Below are 17,079 nucleotides of genomic sequence, written 5' to 3' on the forward strand. Positions count from 1 at the left end.
TTGTGGCTATGGCCCTGCTGGTAACCTTGCTTCGGGGCAACCTCCCCATTGCCGCGATACTGGTTGTGCCATTCCGTAAGGGTGCTACGGGCAATGCCCAGCAGTTGACTGACGGCAACTTTGGATTGGCCTGACTCAATCGAGGCAATCACTTTCTGGCGCAGGTCAAGGCTGTAGGGAGCTGGCATCACAATACTCCTCTCGATATCCTGTCATTTTGCCTGACCGAACCCTTATACGGATCGCTATACACAATCCCCACCGGCTCAATCCGCTCAGCTTTCACCTGATAGGTCTGCTGAATCCGCTCCGGCTCCGTCACCATCTCCTCCGCCAGTTGCTCTACCCTGGTGCGCCAGTGCCGACGATCCGCCTCAATCTGCCGCATCTCATCCCGGTTAAACAGCCCCAGCTGCAACGTCTCATACTGCTGCTCCTGCTTCAGAATCCGGTCTCGCTGTTCCTCCAGCAGTGTTTTCATCTCCGCCGCTTCCCGTTCCCCCCGCTGGGCCAGCTTCCGCTTCGCCCGTTCCGTTAGCTCCGTCGCCCGCCGCTCTAGGTTCGGCAGCAAATCCTCCACATCCCGGCCCACAAACCCCTTCAGCCGTTCCATCAGCGAATCGGCACCTCCTGAAGCCGCCGATTCGCCAGCGAGGCCTCCAAAATTTGCATCACATCCTTCTTCTCTCCCTCCGTTAGGGGCCGCAGCTTACCCCGGCCCCTGGCCTCCGGGTCAAGCCACTCCGCCGCCACCGTCACCACCTCATCGTGCAGCCGAGCCGCCCGCTCCCCATAGAGCGACAGCCTCCCCAAAATAATCACCCTGGGGATGGGGTCATCCGTGCGGCACACACGGCCCGAGTCAGCTCATCGTAGAGAAACCCCTGGGAGAGAAATCGCCCCAGCAGCCGCTGCACCATACGGTGCTCCAGGTGCAGGTGCACCACCTCCCCATCCAGCGACCCCGGATCGCGAAAAACAACAGGACGAATGGGGGCTTCCTTGCGCCAGTCCCACAGCTTTTGGCCCCGTGGCCGAGGTGCCCGCAAGGTGTCAAGGGTAGTGGCCCAGGTCGGGTCAGCCCCGGCCTGCTGATCGAGGGCAGGCACCGTCCAGCGGCTGCGCTCTTCGTTGTCTACCGCGTCTGCCGCCGAAAGGGGCGTTAGTGCCGCAGACCCCATCAGCTCTAGCGAGACCGACAGGGCATCGCGAAAGTGGCGATCGCTCAGCCCCAGCCACTCCTTCGAGTCGCGCAACATGCCCTCTAGTTCCACCTGCTGTTGCCGCAGTTTGTCTTGCCGCAGGCGAATCGCCTCCAGCTCTTCTTTGATCGCGGTGCCTCGCCCGGTAGACTCGGCATCGGCCTGGTCAGCATTGTCAATGGCTCCGCTCAACGCCTCGGTCTGCTCAGCCCGAATGCCCTGCTCCAGCAGCTTGGTCACATTCTTTTCCACCACCGGCGACAGGCTACCCAGTTCCTCTTGAATGCGCTGAGTCTTTTTCACCAGCACATCAATCACTCGGTCTTCGGGTCGCTGGAGCAAGACAAAGTAGTGGCAGCGAACAATGGGCGATCGCTGCAATTTCCGGTCAATCCGCCCGTTGCGCTGCTCCATGCGGCTGGGGTTCCAGGGCACATCGAAGTGGAACAGGTCGGCGCAGTAATTTTGTAGGTTCACCCCCTCCCGCGCCGCATCGGTGGCGATCAGAATTCGCAGGGGGTTGTGGGCTGGGTCGGCATTGAAGGCAGCTTTGATTTCTTCGCGGCGATCGTCGCTCATGCCGCCGTGGAAGGTGCCAATACGATCGTCTTCGCGATCGCTGCCTGCCATGATCGCCTTGAGCTGCTGCTCCAGGTAGCGCTTGGTGTCGGTGTATTCCGTGAAGATCAGCACCCGCCGATTTAGCCACTTGGCCTTGGGCTGCCCCAGGTCGGGGCAGAGGTTTTGGCGCAGCCATTGCTCCAACTCCACAATTCGACTGTCGGGCTGTCGTCGGGCCTGCTCCGCCAGCTGGGTCATCTCCTCCATCAGGGCCAGCTCCTCCTGGGAAATCGCTTCCCCAGCGGCGTAGGTGGCCTTCTCCATTTGACGGTCTTCCTCCGCCAGCACCTCGTCTTCTTGCAGGTCAGCCCGGTCATCGTCAGACCCAGGACTCTCCATCAGTAGGGACAGGCTGCCCTGGGTCGAATTCTGCTGAGCCTGGGCCTGCCGCTCAATCGCCCGACGGTGGACGCTGAGGGTGCGGGCAAAGGCTTCAATCGACGACAGCAGCCGCTTTTGTAGGTTGGTGAGCACCAGCAGGGCGGCGGTCTGGGTCGAGCGGGGGGCATCCTTCAAGCACTGCTCCCGCAGCTTGCGGTAGGCCTGCAACAACCGCGCCAGCTTTAGCTCGGGGGCATCCTCCGGCAGGTCTTTAATTACCACCGGCACAATCTCCCGCTTGGGGAAGTCGGGCTCGTTGATTTCCCGCAGGTCTTGCTTGAGCCGCCGCACCATCACCGCATCCAGCAGCTTTTTGCTGCGCACCGGCACCCCCCGACAAAACCTCTGGGGGTCGAGAATTTCCAGCAGGGCAGCAAAGCTATTGGAGTGGCCATTGTGGGGGGTGGCCGACAAAAATAGCCGGTGCTCGAACCGGGGAGCCAGGTCGCGCACGGTGCGGGTGAGTTGCGAATCCACGGCATAGCGCGAGGCACTGGCCGGAGCCGCATTGTGGGCCTCATCTAAAATCAGCATTGACCCCGCCGAGAACTCGCCCAGCCAGTCCCGCAAGGGAGCGGCATAGGTTTCATCCCGCAGCAAGGCATGGGAAATGATGAAGCGGGTGTGAGCCTTCCAAGGGTTGATGCCGTAGCCCCGCTCGCGCCGTTTGGAGGCCACAAACTCGCGATCGAACACGATGAACGTCAGGCCAAACCGGCTCTCCATTTCCTCCTGCCACTGGCGCACCACCGACGGTGGGCAAGAGATCACCACCCGCTTAATCCTCTGCCGCATCAACATCTCGCGCAGGATCAGCCCCGCCTCGATGGTTTTGCCCAGGCCTACATCGTCGGCGATGAACAGGTTCACTCGGGGCATCCGCAGGGCTTTGCGCAGCGGCTCTAGCTGGTAGGCCTTGACCTCAATCCCCGCCCGGTAGGGGGCCTGAAATAGCTTCGGCTCCGTAGACGTGACGCAGTTCCACCGCAGCGCGTGGAGGTAGGCCGAGAAATAGCGCGGGTCATCAAAGCCTTTATGGGCCACCGCCTCCCAGGAAGAAGTTTCGATCATCTGAGCGTCGATCTCCCGTTCCCAAAACACCTCCAGCGCTTCGCCCTGGGCATCGTCCTCCAGGCAAGCCAGGCGCACTAGGGTGTCGCCTGTGGCCAGCGGCGCGGGGGTAACGTCTTCGACCAGAAACTGGCGCGACCTGACATGGACGATCTGACCGGGGCTAAGTGTGGTGCTGTTCTCGGTGCCTGCCAATGGTTAATCCCCAACTCACTGCTAGAAAATGCGTCTAAATGTCGTTACTTACCGATGGCCTCTTTGTTGAAGTGCCCACTGCATTACTCCCAACCTGGGGGCATCAACTCTGCGATCGCCCTCAAAGCGTGATTAAACAGAACATTTCGCTGGACACCCGTACACTCCGTTTCAAACTACGGTCACCTAGGCGTTAGATCCGTACCTTAAATCCACTAGAAATCACATACCTAATAATACCCAACGTCTTTATGATCATCTCCCTGCAAGGGTTTCAGTCACCTCCTTAAACAGTGGCTTAGGATTATAGGAGAATTAATCCTATCGTTTTTATGGGGGTGGGGAGAGCCCGAAGGCCGACAATTTGTGGCCGAACGAGAGGATTTTCAAAATAAAAACGCCCACAGATCTGAACCTGGGGCGTGTGCGTTTTTAAGTTTTGATTTAAGTCTCACAACTCTGGCACCTGAATGTGATCTGTCGGTTTAGCATAGACCCGATCGATCATCTGCGCAGAGTTGCCTACCCATTTAGCAATTTGAATGCTAGATATATCTGCCTCTCGACAAAGGCTACAAAACGTATGCCGAGTCTGATAGGGATTGCGGTACTCAATATCTAGCAAAGAAGCCATCACCTTGGCCCAGGCCCTGTTCGCGAAGTTGTGCCAATCGATGAATTTGAACTCCCGACTGGGAAATACCAACGCTTCAGGATCAGCTGAAGCGGGCTTGATCGACTCCAGCAGTTCGGTCAACTGGGCATTGACCGGGAACTTCCTCAACTTCTGAGTCTTGAGACCTTCCTTCAATACCAGCCTTCTACCGTTATAAATCACTGCCTGCCTAAAAGTGATGACTTTGGATCCAATATGTTTCCACTGAAGTGCGATCGCTTCTGATGGGCGACACCCAGTAAAAAACAAGAATTCCACGAGAGGGGCATAGTAGCCGTAATACTGATTTGCTTTGAAGGCGGCGATAATTTGATTCCGCTCATCGCGGGTGAAGGGATTGATCTCTTCCTCCTCTGTCCCGGTTTTTTTAACTTTGACATCGGCAGACATGCCATCAAACGGGTTCGAGCCGATGATGTCTGACCGCTTAGCCCACCGGCAGCAGGCTCCCAGGTGCATTAAGACCCGCTTGGCAGAGTCAGCGGGTATATGAGTAGTAAACCAATCAAACACGGCTTGAGAGTCAGCCAGGTGCTTGTGAGGACATCTTTCCAAATGGTTAGCCATCCACCCGTACATCCGAATTGTGGCAGGAGACTTGCCAGTCTTTCTGGCATCTACGTACTGCTGCCACAGCTCATTCAGCTTGGGTGTAGTTTTGGGTGTAATGTCCAGCGATGCAACACTCATTGCTGATTGAGGCTTGTACTTTGCCAGGGTTTGGTCAAAGTTGCCGGAAAGAATGTCCAGCTCAATCTCTCTAGCCTTCATCTCAGCTAGCTTTCGCCCTTCTGGGCTGTCGGGCAACCCTATGGAAATATAATGCCGTTCGCCAGCATGTCGAAATCGGAGCTGCAACCGGCCATTAGAGGCGATTACCGTAACAGTTCCTTTTGAAGCTTTGCCAGTGGGGGTTTTAGAGTACATAGGGCTACCTCGGCAGTACGTTTGAATTACACCCGGCTTACACCCAATTTACACCCAAAAAGCCTGGAAAATACCCAAAAAAGTGATGGGTCTAGAACATAGGTACTTGGACTCTACAGGCTTGCTGACAACAAAAAACCCCTGAAACCTTTTGATTTCAGGGGTTTTGGGGATAAGCTGGTGACAAGATTCGAACTTGCGACCGGCTGATTACAAATCAGCTGCTCTACCAACTGAGCTACACCAGCAAAAGCATACCCAGTATAGCAACGTTACCGGGTAGCTTTATACCTCAAACGGCATCTGGGGCTAAGATCCTACCTCGTCAGCGGTTTCCAACTCGGGGGCGGGCGCAGCGGGAGAGATGGGGTCTTCGTCGTCTTTGAAGACAATCCGCAGCAGAGGCGGAGCTACGAACGTGGTGAAAATAACCATGACGATAATGGCAGCATCGAGCGACTCGGTGAGCACGCCGCTGGCTGCCCCCACGCCAGCAAACACAAGCCCCACCTCACCCCGAGGAATCATCCCGACCCCGACGGCTAGGCGGTTAATGCCGGGCTGTCCGAAGATAGCAAAGCCAGTAATGACCTTACCGAGAATGGCGACCACCACCAGAAAAGAGGCAATCACTAACCCAGCTCTGTTTTCAGGGTTGAGAGGGTTGAGCACGCTGATATCGGTGCGCGCGCCTACAACGATAAAGAAAATCGGCACCAGCATGTCAGCAATGGGGCTGATTTGCTCCTCAATTTCCTTGTGCTTTGATGTTTCAGCCAAGATTAAGCCAGCGGCAAAGGCTCCCAAGATGGCCTCTAGCTGAATGGCGGCGGCAATATAGGCGAGCACAAAGGCAAAGATCAGCGAGCTGATGATCACCTGCCCTCGGGTGCGCATTTGATTTACCACCATGACGAAGTAGGGGCTGAGCAGGCGGCCCAGGAAGATAGACCCCACCAAAAACGTGGCGGCTCCAGCAATCAGGAAAGCCACATTTAGAATCTCAATCTCACCGGTTTTAGCCAGACTAGCGACCACAGCCAGAACAATAATGCCGAGTACGTCGTCGAGTACTGCCGCGCCGATGATAATTTGGCCTTCTTTCGAACTGAGCTGCTGCATTTCGGCCAGCACCTTGGCGGTAATGCCAATGCTGGTGGCGGTGAGTGCTGCTCCAGCAAATACGGCTGGGATGGTGTCGATACCAAAAATTGCAATGAGCCCAGCGGTACCAGCAGCGAAGGGGACCACTACCCCAACAACGGCTACTACCGCCGCCTGTGGACCAACGCGGATGAGTTCTTTCAGGTCTGACTCTAGGCCAATTTCGAACAGGAGCACGATTACCCCCAGCTCAGCCAGGACCGAGATGACCTCGCTTTCGCCCTGGAAAACTCGCAGCAGATCGCTTGGGGCTTGGCCTGTGGTCATGCCGACTAGGTTCATCAGCAGTGACTGCACTTCACCGCCGCCTTCGGGAAAGACAATCAGGTGCATGGCCGAGACGCCAACGACGACGCCCCCAATTAGCTCTCCTAGAACGGCGGGTAGGTTAACGCGAGCGCACAGCTCACCGCCAATCTTGGCAGCGAGGTAGACCACAACTAGGCTTAGCAATACACTGGCTAGCACTAAGGGCTCTACCTCAGCCTCTGAGACCTCGGCCAGCCAGGGGCTGAACGCAGATTTTGTCGATAAAAAATCGGTGGGAAGATTGCTAATCAGGCCGCTGCCGATGAGGCCACTCATCCAATTTGCCATGCAGACCGCTACAACTCGTCCCGTCCAATGTACATGAAATTACTTCAGCTGAAGAGTTCACAGGAATCGTTCCAACGACTGTTCTGCCGGAGGAAATAGGTCTTAGGGAAAGACCCGGTGGGCTAATGAGGGCATTTGGCGACGCACTTGGGAGATGCGATCGGGGTTAATTTCGGCGATCGCAACCCCCTTATCGACGCCGGCATCAGCCAGCACCATGCCCCAAGGGTCGATAATCATGGCGTGCCCGTGGGACTGGCGGCGGGCGTTGTGGAAGCCGGTTTGGGCGGGCGCAATCACGTAACAAGTATTCTCAATGGCGCGAGCTTGCAGCAGGATCTGCCAGTGATCTTTGCCGGTGAATTCGGTAAAAGCGGCGGGGATTACTAGCACCTCGGCTCCCTGTTGCGACAGGTGGCGGTACAGCTCTGGAAAGCGAACGTCGTAGCAGACCGACAAGCCCAAAATACCAAAAGGCTTAGAGGGAAACACATCGGGCAGCAGGTGGCCAGAAATAACGGTGTTGGACTCGCGGTAGGTGTTGCCGTCGGGCAAGTTGACGTCAAACAGGTGCACTTTCTCGTAGCGCAGCATCTCTTGCCCCTCGGGGGAGACCAGCAGAGCGGTGTTAAAGACTTTCCCCTCTTTTGCGGGCACAGGATAGCCGCCGCCAATCAGCGTTACCTGGTAGCGCTGGGCCATGGTTCTAAGAAACGCTTCGCTAGCCTGGCTGATGGTGTCGGCTTGAACCATCTTGGCTTCTTCGTTGCCCAAAAACGAAAAATTTTCGGGAAGGCTGACCAGTTCGGCTCCCTGGCGCACCGCCAGGTCGATTAGTTCTTCGGCCTGGGCCAAATTTTTGGCCAAGTCTGGCACACTGGTCATCTGTACGGCGGCGGCCCGATACGCTCTCATAAATTACCTGGCTGGAGTTGGAGACACCTGGAACCGCTGGGTTCCATAAACTCCAATTTTATTCGCTCGGGGGAACGGTTTGCCCAGTTGCCCCAAAACAGCCGAGGAATTACTGAGAGTTACGGTTCAGTCACTACGGTGATGCTCAGGGAATCTGCCCCAGCGCTGAGGATTACGGGAACCTCAGCAGGAATGGCGGGGGGCTGGTTGCGCTGCACGTTGCGTAGGCTCTCTATCAGCCAGGGCTGCGTAGCGGTTTCGGGGGTCGCAAGGGTTAAAAACTGGTTGGCGTGAACCACCTGGGCCATGGTCAGCGTTTTGCCCTGCGGGCTGCGGGGCAAAACTAGGGTGGCGCGATCGCGGCCCAGTTCCACCGTGGCTAGGCCATCGGCAGAGCGACCCACGGTGCGAGCATTGGGGCCAGGAGAAAAGGTAAAGGCAGGTTCGGCGGCGGCCAAGGCTGTTTGTAGGTTGCTGGCAGCAGTGGGGACGCTGGCGGAAGGGCTGGCTTTGGCTAGGCGATCGCCCGCGATCGCCCGATTGCCCCGGTACTGCTCTGCCTTAGCCTGGGCCTGGGCATCGGTGGCATCGGTGGCGGGTACGCTCTCTAGGGTGGCGATCGCCTGCCCCCAGAGATCGCTTACCCGCTGCCAGTCAGCCGGGGTCTGAGCGGTCTGAGCCGCGACTGCGGCCTGCCAACCGAAGTCAGTGCCCTGCTGCCAGGGCGAAACGGAGAAATTGTTGAGGGTCAGCTCAGGGGCGGGGGCAGGGTCGCCAGCCATCGATAGGTAGGACAGACTGATCAGGGTGGCGGCGATCGCGCCCACCCCACCAATACTCCGTACCCAAGGCGACTTGGCCAGATTGAGCCCCATAAAAACCTTGCCCCATGAGTAGACCCTTAATGTTTCAGCGCTACTGGGTCGCTAACCGGGAAGTTTTAGCGGGGTTTCGGGTTTAAGGTCGCCTCTCTAACCCAGAACCCTTTGCATAAATAACCCGTTAGATCAGACAGTGCAGATCACCCGCCTTCTGGCTAAACAGCAGGTTTTCGCGGTAGTCCACCGGGCAGTCGATCACCGCTGGCACATCATCTTCCAATGCTTGCTTCAACGTCGGAATAAAGTCCTCTGCCGATTCGATGCGGTAGCCCTTCAGCCCCATAGCCTCTGCCAGCTTGACAAAGTCGGGGTTGGTGAAGTGAACGTAGGTCGATTCACCGTAGTAGTTCATCTGCTTCCACTCGATCAGCCCGTAACCGCCGTCGTTAAAGATGATCGTGACAAAGGGCGTACCGACCCGCAGAGCAGTTTCTAGCTCCTGGCAGTTCATCATGAAGCCGCCGTCGCCAGTCACCGCCACCACCTTGCGGTTGGGGTGCACCAGCTTGGCTGCCAGCGCCCCCGGCAGGGCAATGCCCATAGCCGCGAAGCCGTTAGAGATCAGGCAGGTGTTGGGCCGGAGGCAGTGGTAGTTGCGGGCCATCCACATTTTGTGGGCACCTACGTCAGAGATGACGATGTCTTCGGCGCCGAGCACCTGACGCAGGTCGTAAATTAGCTTCTGAGGCTTGATCGGGAAGCCGTAGTCATCGGCGTACTGCTCGTAGTCGGCCCGAATTTCGTCGCGAATTTTGAGGTTATGGGGTGCAGGGCGACCCTGACGCTTCACCCGCTTGAGAATTTCTTCTAGCGAGTCTGAGATGTCGCCAATGACTTCGACTTTGGGAATGTAGCTGCTGTCAACTTCGGCGTGGGTGAGGTTGATGTGCAGGATGGGCAGCGTGCCGTCGGGGTTCCACTTTTTGGGCGAATACTCGATTAAGTCGTAGCCCACGGCAATGATCAGGTCGGTCTGTTCCATGGCGCAGGTGATGTAGTCGCGCTGCTGCAACCCGATCGACCACAGTGCCAGCGGGTGGGTGTAAGGAATCACGCCCTTACCCATGAAGGTGTTGGCGACGGGAATGTAGAGCTGGGTGGCAAACTCGGTCAGGGCTTCGCTGGCGCTGGCGCGAATAGCTCCGTTGCCCACCAAAATCATTGGGTTAGTGGCTTGAGAAATCGCCACCGCTGCCTGCTGAATGCTCTGCAATGAGGCGTAGGTTTTTTCCTGGCTATCTCTGCGCAGGGCGGCCCCGACTACCTCCATGTCAGCAATGTTTTCGGGCAGATCGATGTGGACAGCGCCCGGTTTTTCGGCTTGGGCCAGCTTAAAGGCTTTGCGCACAATTTCGGGGGTAATGCTGGGCCGCACAATCTGGGCATTCCACTTGGTGACTGGGGCAAACATAGCCACTAGGTCGAGGTACTGGTGCGACTCAATGTGCATGCGATCGGTGCCCACCTGGCCCGTAATGGCTACCAGCGGGGCGCGATCTAGAGTTGCGTCGGCCACCCCAGTCATTAAGTTTGTCGCTCCCGGCCCTAGGGTCGAAAGGCACACCCCCGCCTTGCCTGTCAGCCGTCCGTAGACATCGGCCATAAAGGCCGCCCCCTGCTCGTGACGGGTGGTGATGAACTGAATTGAGGATCGCTTTAGGGCCTGGAGCAGCTGGAGGTTTTCCTCCCCTGGTAGACCAAAAATGTATTCGACGCCTTCGTTCTCAAGGCATTGGACAAGCAATTCGGCGGTGTTCATAGCGTGGTTCGGGGGTGTAAATGGTCGAGAAAAGGGGTGAATGGCAACCGATGGGATGGTTATGTCGGGTAGAAATTGAGTAACCAGCGGGCTACTTAACCCACACAGTTTTGATGTTGACGAACTCGTGAATGCCATGGCGACCCAGCTCGCGCCCGTAGCCCGATCGCTTAATGCCGCCAAAGGGCAGACGCGGATCAGATTTAACCAGTCCATTAATAAAGACTGCCCCAGCCTCTAGCTCAGCCATCAGCCGCTCTTGCTCGGCGGCATCCTGGCTCCAGGCGCTCGCCCCCAGGCCAAAGGGAATGTCGTTGGCCCGCGCGATCGCATCATCCAAGTTGGCCACCCGAAACACCAGGGCCACTGGCCCAAAGAACTCCTCCTGGTCGGCGGGGGTGCCAGGCGGTAGAGCGGCAAGAATGGTGGGGGGAAACCAGTTGCCGTCTTGCAGATCGGCAGGCAGCTGAGATTTCAGCGCCGCGACATCGCCGCCGATCAGCGCGGTGCCTCCCTGGGCCAAGCAGGTGTTGACCTGCTGCTCAAGCTCGGCGGCAATGTCGGGGGTGGCCAGGGGGCCAACGGTAACGCCGTCATTTAAAGGATTGCCCACCACCAGGGCGGCAAATTTTTCGGTGAGGCCCTGCTCAAAGCGCTCGGCGATCGCCTCGTGGACAATAAACCGCTTGGCAGCAATGCAGGACTGGCCGGTGTTGAGCATGCGGGCGGTGGCAGCGGTGGCGATCGCCGCCTCCAAGTCAGCACTGGGCATGACAATAAATGGGTCGCTGCCGCCCAGTTCTAGCACGGTTTTTTTGATCTGCTGACCGCAGGCGGCGGCCAGGCTAGCCCCAGCGGGTTCGCTGCCAGTGAGGGTGGCGGCTTTAATTCGATCGTCGGTGACGAGTTTGGCAATGCGATCGCCTCCGATCAGCAGCGTTTGAAACGCCCCCTCGGGCAGCCCTGCCTTCTGAAAAATTTCCTCGATCGCCAGGGCGCACTGGGGCACATTCGAGGCGTGCTTGAGTAGCCCCACGTTGCCCGCCATCAGGGCCGGGGCCGCAAAACGAAACACCTGCCAAAACGGAAAGTTCCACGGCATCACCGCCAGCACCGGGCCGAGGGGCTGGTAGCGCACAAAGCTGCGGCTGGCGTCGGTGGTGACGGGCTCATCGGCCAAAAACTCGGCCCCGTGGTCGGCGTAGTAGCGGCAGACCAGGGCGCTTTTTTCGACTTCGGCGATCGCCCCCGCCAGCGGCTTGCCCATCTCCAGGGCCATGATTTGGGCGTAGGCGGCCTTGTTGTCGTCGAGCACCTGGGCAGCCTGGTGCAGCCACCCGGCGCGCTGCTCAAAGGATGTGTGATGGTAGGTAACAAAGGTCTGGGTGGCCAAGGCGAGCTTGTGCTCGATGTCGGCCTCGCTCAAGGGTTCAAAACGCTTGAGCACCGCTCCGGTGGCGGGGTTAATACTGGCAATGGGCATGGTTTGACCTCCTGTTGGTCACTGAGGTCGGCGGTGGTGCTCTCGGTCGTTGCTATCACCACGGCTACCGCCAATCGCGGCGTCACTACCGCGATTGGCGCAGCGATTGGTCAAAATCGCAGGTAACCCAGCTGGGTCAAAATCTCGACAACCCAGACTAGTCGGCTCATGGAGTGTGTTAGCTCTCAAAACAAGCGTAGCTTGACCGCCAACTTATAAAACTAAGACTCTCTATAACTGTGCCCTGAAGCACAAAAGCCTACTCCAACATCCTATTACTTCTGCACAAAACATAGTGTTATGTAACGATGACCAAACACCGCCTGTTTTCAAGCCTTTTAGGCTTCATCTGGGGTGCTAGCTCTGAGCCAGGGCCAGGGGTTAGTCAACAGTGCTGTCGCCGCCTCGCGGCCCAGGGGCCGCGAAAAGAGGTAGCCCTGACCGCGCCGACAGCCCATGGCCCGCAGTCGGTTAAGCTGGGTGTCGGTTTCAATGCCTTCGGCCACTAGATCCATGTTGAGCTTTTGACCTAGGGTGATAATGGTATGCACGATCTCGCGATCGTCACCGCTTTGATCCATTCGACCGACAAAAGACTGGTCAATTTTGAGGGTATCTGTAGGGAAACGGTGCAGGTAGCTGAGCGACGAATAGCCGGTGCCAAAGTCGTCGATCGCCAGATTCAGACCCAGCTCCTTTAGCCGGTGCATTAGCTCAGTCGCCCCATCCACGTCCCGCATGATCATGCTTTCAGTAATTTCGAGCTGCACCTGCTTGCCAGCCAAATTTAGCTCGCGCAGACAGGCTCCAAACTGTTCCACCAGATTGACCTGATGCAGCTGCCGCCGCGATAGGTTGATGCTCATGGTCAAGGGATAGTCAGGAAACTGCTGCTGCCAATCCTTGAGCTGGGCGCAAGCGGCCCGAAAGATCCACTGGCCTAGGTGCACAATCAGCCCGGTTTCTTCGGTTACTTGAATAAACTGCCCCGGCGACACAAAGCCCTCCTCAGGGCGGTACCACCGCACCAGCGCCTCAAAGCCGACAATGCGACCGCTCTGGAGACACACAATGGGTTGGTAGTGGAGCAAAAACTCGTTATTCTCAAAGGCGCTGAGCAGGTGGCTTTCGAGCTCTAGGCGGCGCACCGCCTCTTCGTGCATGGTGCTGGCAAACACTTCGTAGCGGTACTCATTCAAGGCCTTAGCCCGATACATGGCGGTGTGGGCATCGCGCAACAGGTCTTGGGGACTGGGAGGATGTTCGCCGTGGGCCATGGCGACTCCCATCGAGCTGGTCACCGAGAGCCGCCGCCGCGCGATCGAAAATGGCTCTGACAGCTCGGTTTGCAAACGATTTAACCACTCGTCTACGGTGGGCTGGTCGTGCACCGGCAGCAGGAAGGCAAACTCGTCGCCCCCCACCCGTGACAGCTGAGCCGAGGCCGGCAAAAACTGTTGCAGCCGCTGACCTAGGGTTTGCAAGACGCGATCGCCCGCAATGTGCCCAAAGGACTGGTTGATCAGCTTAAAGCGATCGATGTCTAAAAACACCACCGTCACTGCCGTGGCGGGTTTTTGGCAGAGAGCCCGCTGCACTTGCAGCACAAACATGTCTCGCCCAGGCAGCAGGGTGAGCTGGTCGTAGCTGCTGCGGTACAGCACCTTTTGGGTGAGCACCAGCCCCAAGGCCAGCCCTGAGGCCGCAACAGGTTCTACCGTAGGTATCCACAACATGTTGGCCAGGGCCAGACCGCCCAGACCCCAAATGGCCAAAACCATACTTCCGCTGAGCAACAACAGCATGGCCGGTCGGCGCACCTGCCAGCCCATTACTCCGGCCACTAGAGTCCAGCCCACCAGCCAGAGAAATTCGCCCCACTGAGGCAAAAAACGATAGAGGGCGGGTTTGCCTGCGATCGCGTCGAGCATCTGGCTAATGCTCTGGGCATGCACCTCAACCCCCGCCATTACAAACTGGGTCTCATGCTCGTGGCTGAAAGGGGTAAAAAACTCATCTTTGAGACTAGAGGCGGTAGAGCCAATCAGCACAATCTTGCCCCGCACCCAGGCGGGAGGGACCGCCCCGGCCAAGACTTGGGTAATGGTGAGGGTGGGGGCCGGCTCGTAGGGGGTGCGATACTTCAGCAGCACCTGAAAGCCCCGGTCATCAATGTTGGCGTAGCCGCCATCCTTAGCCAACAGAGCTGGAAACTCCGCCTCACCAATGCGCAGCAGATCGTTGTCTCGATCGACTTGAAACGCTAAATCGGCGTGGTAGGCCAGCACCACCCGCAGCGGAAACGAGTAAGCGGGATTGTCAGGGGTTGCTACATACAGCAGATTGCGGCGCAGCACGCCGTCAGGATCAATGGCCAAGTCGTTAAACCCCACCTGATCGGCGGGCCAAGTGGCTGGAGCGGGCACCTCAATGCCGTTTCCCTGCTCGCCCACGTTAAAGATGCCGATTACCTTTGAAGAATTGGTAAAGGCTTGGGCCAGGGCCGCCTGACCTGGCATGTCCTGGGGGGTGTTGCGGTACAGATCGAGCCCCACCACCGCCGGATCGTGGCGCTGCACCTGGGCAATAATATCGGCCACCATCTGGTCAGACAGGGGCCAACCGTAGACTTCTAGATCGGCCTCGGTCACCTCTATAATCAGCAACCGCGGGTCTGAGGTCTGCCGAATCAGCAACTGGGTCAGCAGGTCAAAGCTAGAGGTTTCGAGGGGTTCAAACAGCTGTAGCCGCTTGCCCGCAGATACCATCGTCAGGGCGAGCAGGCCAGAAACCAGTACGGCTCGACTGCCAAAATTGATGGGTTTAGAAAAACGGGAGGCCCACTGTTGGAGTTGCTGCCTAGACGGCCAGACCCGAAAATGCACCATGGATTAAACCGACAATGGTAGGAGTGGCAATGGCAGGCATTGACTCGCAATTCCCTGAATACAGAGATATACAGGGAATAAGAGCCCTATCCGGAAATCGCTAGGAGCCAGATTGGCCCCCGGTACCCCACGGAATCGTTAGCCTGCTAGGCCACAGACTTAAGCCATAGTGTCATTGTGTTGGTCGTTAACCCAGTGGGTGCCGCCCCCTCGCCGCTGGCCCGGAAACTCGTCGCGGTTGCCGCTGGCCTGCTGTTCAGTCTCGAAACTGGGCCAGTGGAGAAGTAGCAAACTTAACATGCTGAATCCCACTAGTAGCGCGGCACCACTGGGCCAAATAAAGACTCGAATCAGTGTTGCCTTCATAGCAAGAACTCAACTAGAGTAGTGACAGAACCCCTGCCCTGCCGCTAGCGCAGGCTCGTCAAAACGAGCGTTTTACGCTGCGGGGGCATAGTGTTATTCTTCACGGCTGAAGTTATATTCGATACTTGATTAACTGAGCTTTTACTGAAGCTTTATAGAGCAGTAAAGCTCGGTCAACCCGAGTTAGCTCAGCATCTAAATTGAGGCCAGGGAGCAGGTTGCCTGCAATTTCTGACGATCGCTCTACCGGGGAGCCTTAAAATCTTGTTAAGGGAAGGCTACACTCAGCCATTCCACGGATATGCTGAACGCAAGATACCTCCTAACTGCGTCTCCAGCCCCGTCTGACTCCCTCTGTTGGTGTCATTTTGACGGGGCTGCTACTTTTGTAAACCACTTCGGAAAGCTATTGAGCTGATTGTTGGCAACGTTTTGAGGTGGTCTTGAAAGCATTTTTTCGACTGCATTCAGCTACTCTGCAAAGGCTTGTCGGCGATCGTAGAAGTGTCTGCTAACTGAGAGCTTGAGCGTAAGCTCGCACTTCTATCTATAGGAAGAAATAGTTCTCTACCCGTAGTGAGATTTTTGCCTAACCTAAAGAACGCGACTAGAGTGTGATTGCAGATACAAATTTTAAGTGATATTCTAAGAAAACTAGTCGCAATCTTGCGAATAGACGTTTATATGCCCTAAAAACCCAGTTTTTTGCCTTAGTTGCTCAGCAAGCGCAACACCTGAGGCGGCTTCTATCTTGCCCGTGGCCCAGCTTGTGGCTGACTTCATCGTTAGGTGAAATCAGTGGGGGCTAGGGGCGTCGCTTTCTGCACACGCATAAATGACGCTATTTGGAATTTTCTGGGCTGCATTTCTACCGCATTATTTCAACCCGCTCAACCCATTTGGCTTTTTAGCGCTGCCGGTTAATTCCAGCGCAGCGGCTCAATCACAGCGTCCGCTCACGGTAGATCTAAGCGCCTCGCCCTATTCTCCCTTGCATCTGCAAGCTGCTATCCACAAGCCCCTTCAGTTGTTTCCTCAGCTAAGTTGGCCGCAGGCCGCGGCTGTAGACTGGCGACTCTGGAGGGCTACCGCCGCCGTGGCTGTAGTCGGCCAGGGCACGAACGCCCACATGGGCAGCGGGGTAACCCAAGTTGCTTCTCCCCCTGTGGCTTGTGGCAAGCTAGCTACGGCAAACGCTAGTGCCCCAGCTAAAGGGTTTGCCATCCGAGTTAAGAATGTGGTGATTGGCCAGGTGCCATCTCGTCCGGCGGCGGATCAGGTGGCGCGCCAAATTCGCCAAGCGGTGCCTGAGCTAGAGGCCAACCCCAACGGGCTGACCCCTCAATTAAGCGAGGCTCTAGCCGCCGCGCAGGTCGATGGCAAAACTGTGTTTGTGTTGCCTAAGGTAGGAGCCGCTCAGCCTAGTTCAGCTGAGGCATCCCACCCTAGCCAGACTGCTCTTCAGGCGATCGCATGGGTTAACAACCTGCGCCTAGCCTTTGGGGGTTCCCCCCTAGAGCCCAGTCAAGTGCAGATGGTGGCCCACGGCCTGGGTGAAACCCGCAAGACGTTTAACGGCACAGCATCTTGGTACGGGCCTTACTTCCACGGACGGCAGACGGCCACAGGTGAAATCTTCAACCAAAATGACCTGACGGCGGCCCACAAGACCCTGCCTTTTGGTACCTACCTCAAGGTGCGCAACCAGCTCAACGGCAAGAGCGTGGTCGTACGGATTAACGATCGCGGCCCATATATCGGCGATCGCTCCCTCGATCTGTCCTACGCTGCTGCCCAGTGTCTAGGAGGCGCTCATGTTGGGTTAATTCCCTATCAGGCGACGATTCTAGCGCCGGGAGTTCCCCAAGCTTGGAGCTCTGATGTAGTAGCCGCGCTTCCCTAGGGAGAGGATGACACGGTCTAGGGCCGAAGGCGAGTGCCAACATCCTCGAC

General features: G+C 57.2%; 11 protein-coding genes, 1 tRNA gene and 1 pseudogene. 2 read left to right on the forward strand and 11 right to left on the reverse strand.

Going from position 1 to position 17,079, the window contains the following annotated elements:
- From H6F57_RS06945 to H6F57_RS06985, 9 genes and pseudogenes are all read right to left on the reverse strand, one after another.
- Window positions 1-188, reverse strand: a 188-nt coding sequence (locus H6F57_RS06945) for an IS630 transposase-related protein (RefSeq protein ID WP_190624969.1), incomplete at its 3' end; no start/stop codon positions are given.
- Window positions 188-3,470: pseudogene (gene drmD, locus H6F57_RS06950) on the reverse strand (DISARM system SNF2-like helicase DrmD). The pseudogene drmD and the gene H6F57_RS06945, both read right to left, overlap by 1 nt.
- Before the next feature lie 451 nt (window positions 3,471-3,921).
- Entirely contained in the window at window positions 3,922-5,073 is a 1,152-nt protein-coding gene (locus H6F57_RS06955; protein ID WP_190625561.1) for a site-specific integrase, read from the reverse strand.
- Window positions 5,074-5,248: 175 nt separating this feature from the next.
- Window positions 5,249-5,321 (reverse strand) — tRNA-Thr (locus tag H6F57_RS06960).
- 61 nt (window positions 5,322-5,382) lie between these two features.
- The gene (locus H6F57_RS06965) at window positions 5,383-6,834 is read right to left on the reverse strand and encodes a cation:proton antiporter (protein WP_242024795.1); all 1,452 of its coding nucleotides are present in this window, start codon (window positions 6,832-6,834) and stop codon (window positions 5,383-5,385) included.
- A 102-nt stretch (window positions 6,835-6,936) separates the two neighbouring features.
- Window positions 6,937-7,749: a carbon-nitrogen hydrolase family protein gene (locus tag H6F57_RS06970; protein WP_190625562.1), complete on the reverse strand. Its 813-nt coding sequence runs from the start codon at window positions 7,747-7,749 to the stop codon at window positions 6,937-6,939.
- A gap of 119 nt (window positions 7,750-7,868) precedes the next feature.
- On the reverse strand, window positions 7,869-8,624 hold the full coding sequence (locus H6F57_RS06975) for a hypothetical protein (protein ID WP_190625563.1): 756 nt from the start codon (window positions 8,622-8,624) through the stop codon (window positions 7,869-7,871).
- A gap of 127 nt (window positions 8,625-8,751) precedes the next feature.
- On the reverse strand, window positions 8,752-10,389 hold the full coding sequence (locus H6F57_RS06980; protein WP_190625564.1) for an acetolactate synthase large subunit: 1,638 nt from the start codon (window positions 10,387-10,389) through the stop codon (window positions 8,752-8,754).
- A 91-nt stretch (window positions 10,390-10,480) separates the two neighbouring features.
- Window positions 10,481-11,872 (reverse strand): NAD-dependent succinate-semialdehyde dehydrogenase, encoded by a 1,392-nt coding sequence (locus H6F57_RS06985; RefSeq protein ID WP_190625565.1) that lies wholly within the window; start codon window positions 11,870-11,872, stop codon window positions 10,481-10,483.
- Between the two features lie 14 nt (window positions 11,873-11,886).
- On the opposite strand from H6F57_RS06985, the gene H6F57_RS06990 reads away from it, so the two are divergent.
- Window positions 11,887-12,033: a hypothetical protein gene (locus H6F57_RS06990; protein WP_190625566.1), complete on the forward strand. Its 147-nt coding sequence runs from the start codon at window positions 11,887-11,889 to the stop codon at window positions 12,031-12,033.
- 177 nt (window positions 12,034-12,210) lie between these two features.
- On the opposite strand, the gene H6F57_RS06995 is transcribed toward H6F57_RS06990, so the two are convergent.
- Both H6F57_RS06995 and H6F57_RS07000 read right to left on the reverse strand, forming a co-directional pair.
- Window positions 12,211-14,760 (reverse strand): EAL domain-containing protein, encoded by a 2,550-nt coding sequence (locus tag H6F57_RS06995; RefSeq protein ID WP_190625567.1) that lies wholly within the window; start codon window positions 14,758-14,760, stop codon window positions 12,211-12,213.
- 159 nt (window positions 14,761-14,919) lie between these two features.
- Window positions 14,920-15,126 carry a hypothetical protein gene (locus H6F57_RS07000; RefSeq protein WP_190625568.1) on the reverse strand — a complete coding sequence of 69 codons (207 nt, stop codon included), beginning with the start codon at window positions 15,124-15,126 and terminating at the stop codon, window positions 14,920-14,922.
- Window positions 15,127-15,961: 835 nt separating this feature from the next.
- Between H6F57_RS07000 and H6F57_RS27925 the strand changes: the two genes are divergently transcribed.
- A complete protein-coding gene (locus H6F57_RS27925) occupies window positions 15,962-17,029 on the forward strand; it encodes a septal ring lytic transglycosylase RlpA family protein (protein ID WP_242024796.1) in 1,068 nt (355 codons plus the stop codon).
- The last annotated feature ends 50 nt before the right edge of the window (window positions 17,030-17,079 follow it).

Source organism: Leptolyngbya sp. FACHB-60, assembly GCF_014695775.1.
Taxonomy (GTDB): Bacteria; Cyanobacteriota; Cyanobacteriia; order Phormidesmidales; family Phormidesmidaceae; genus Nodosilinea.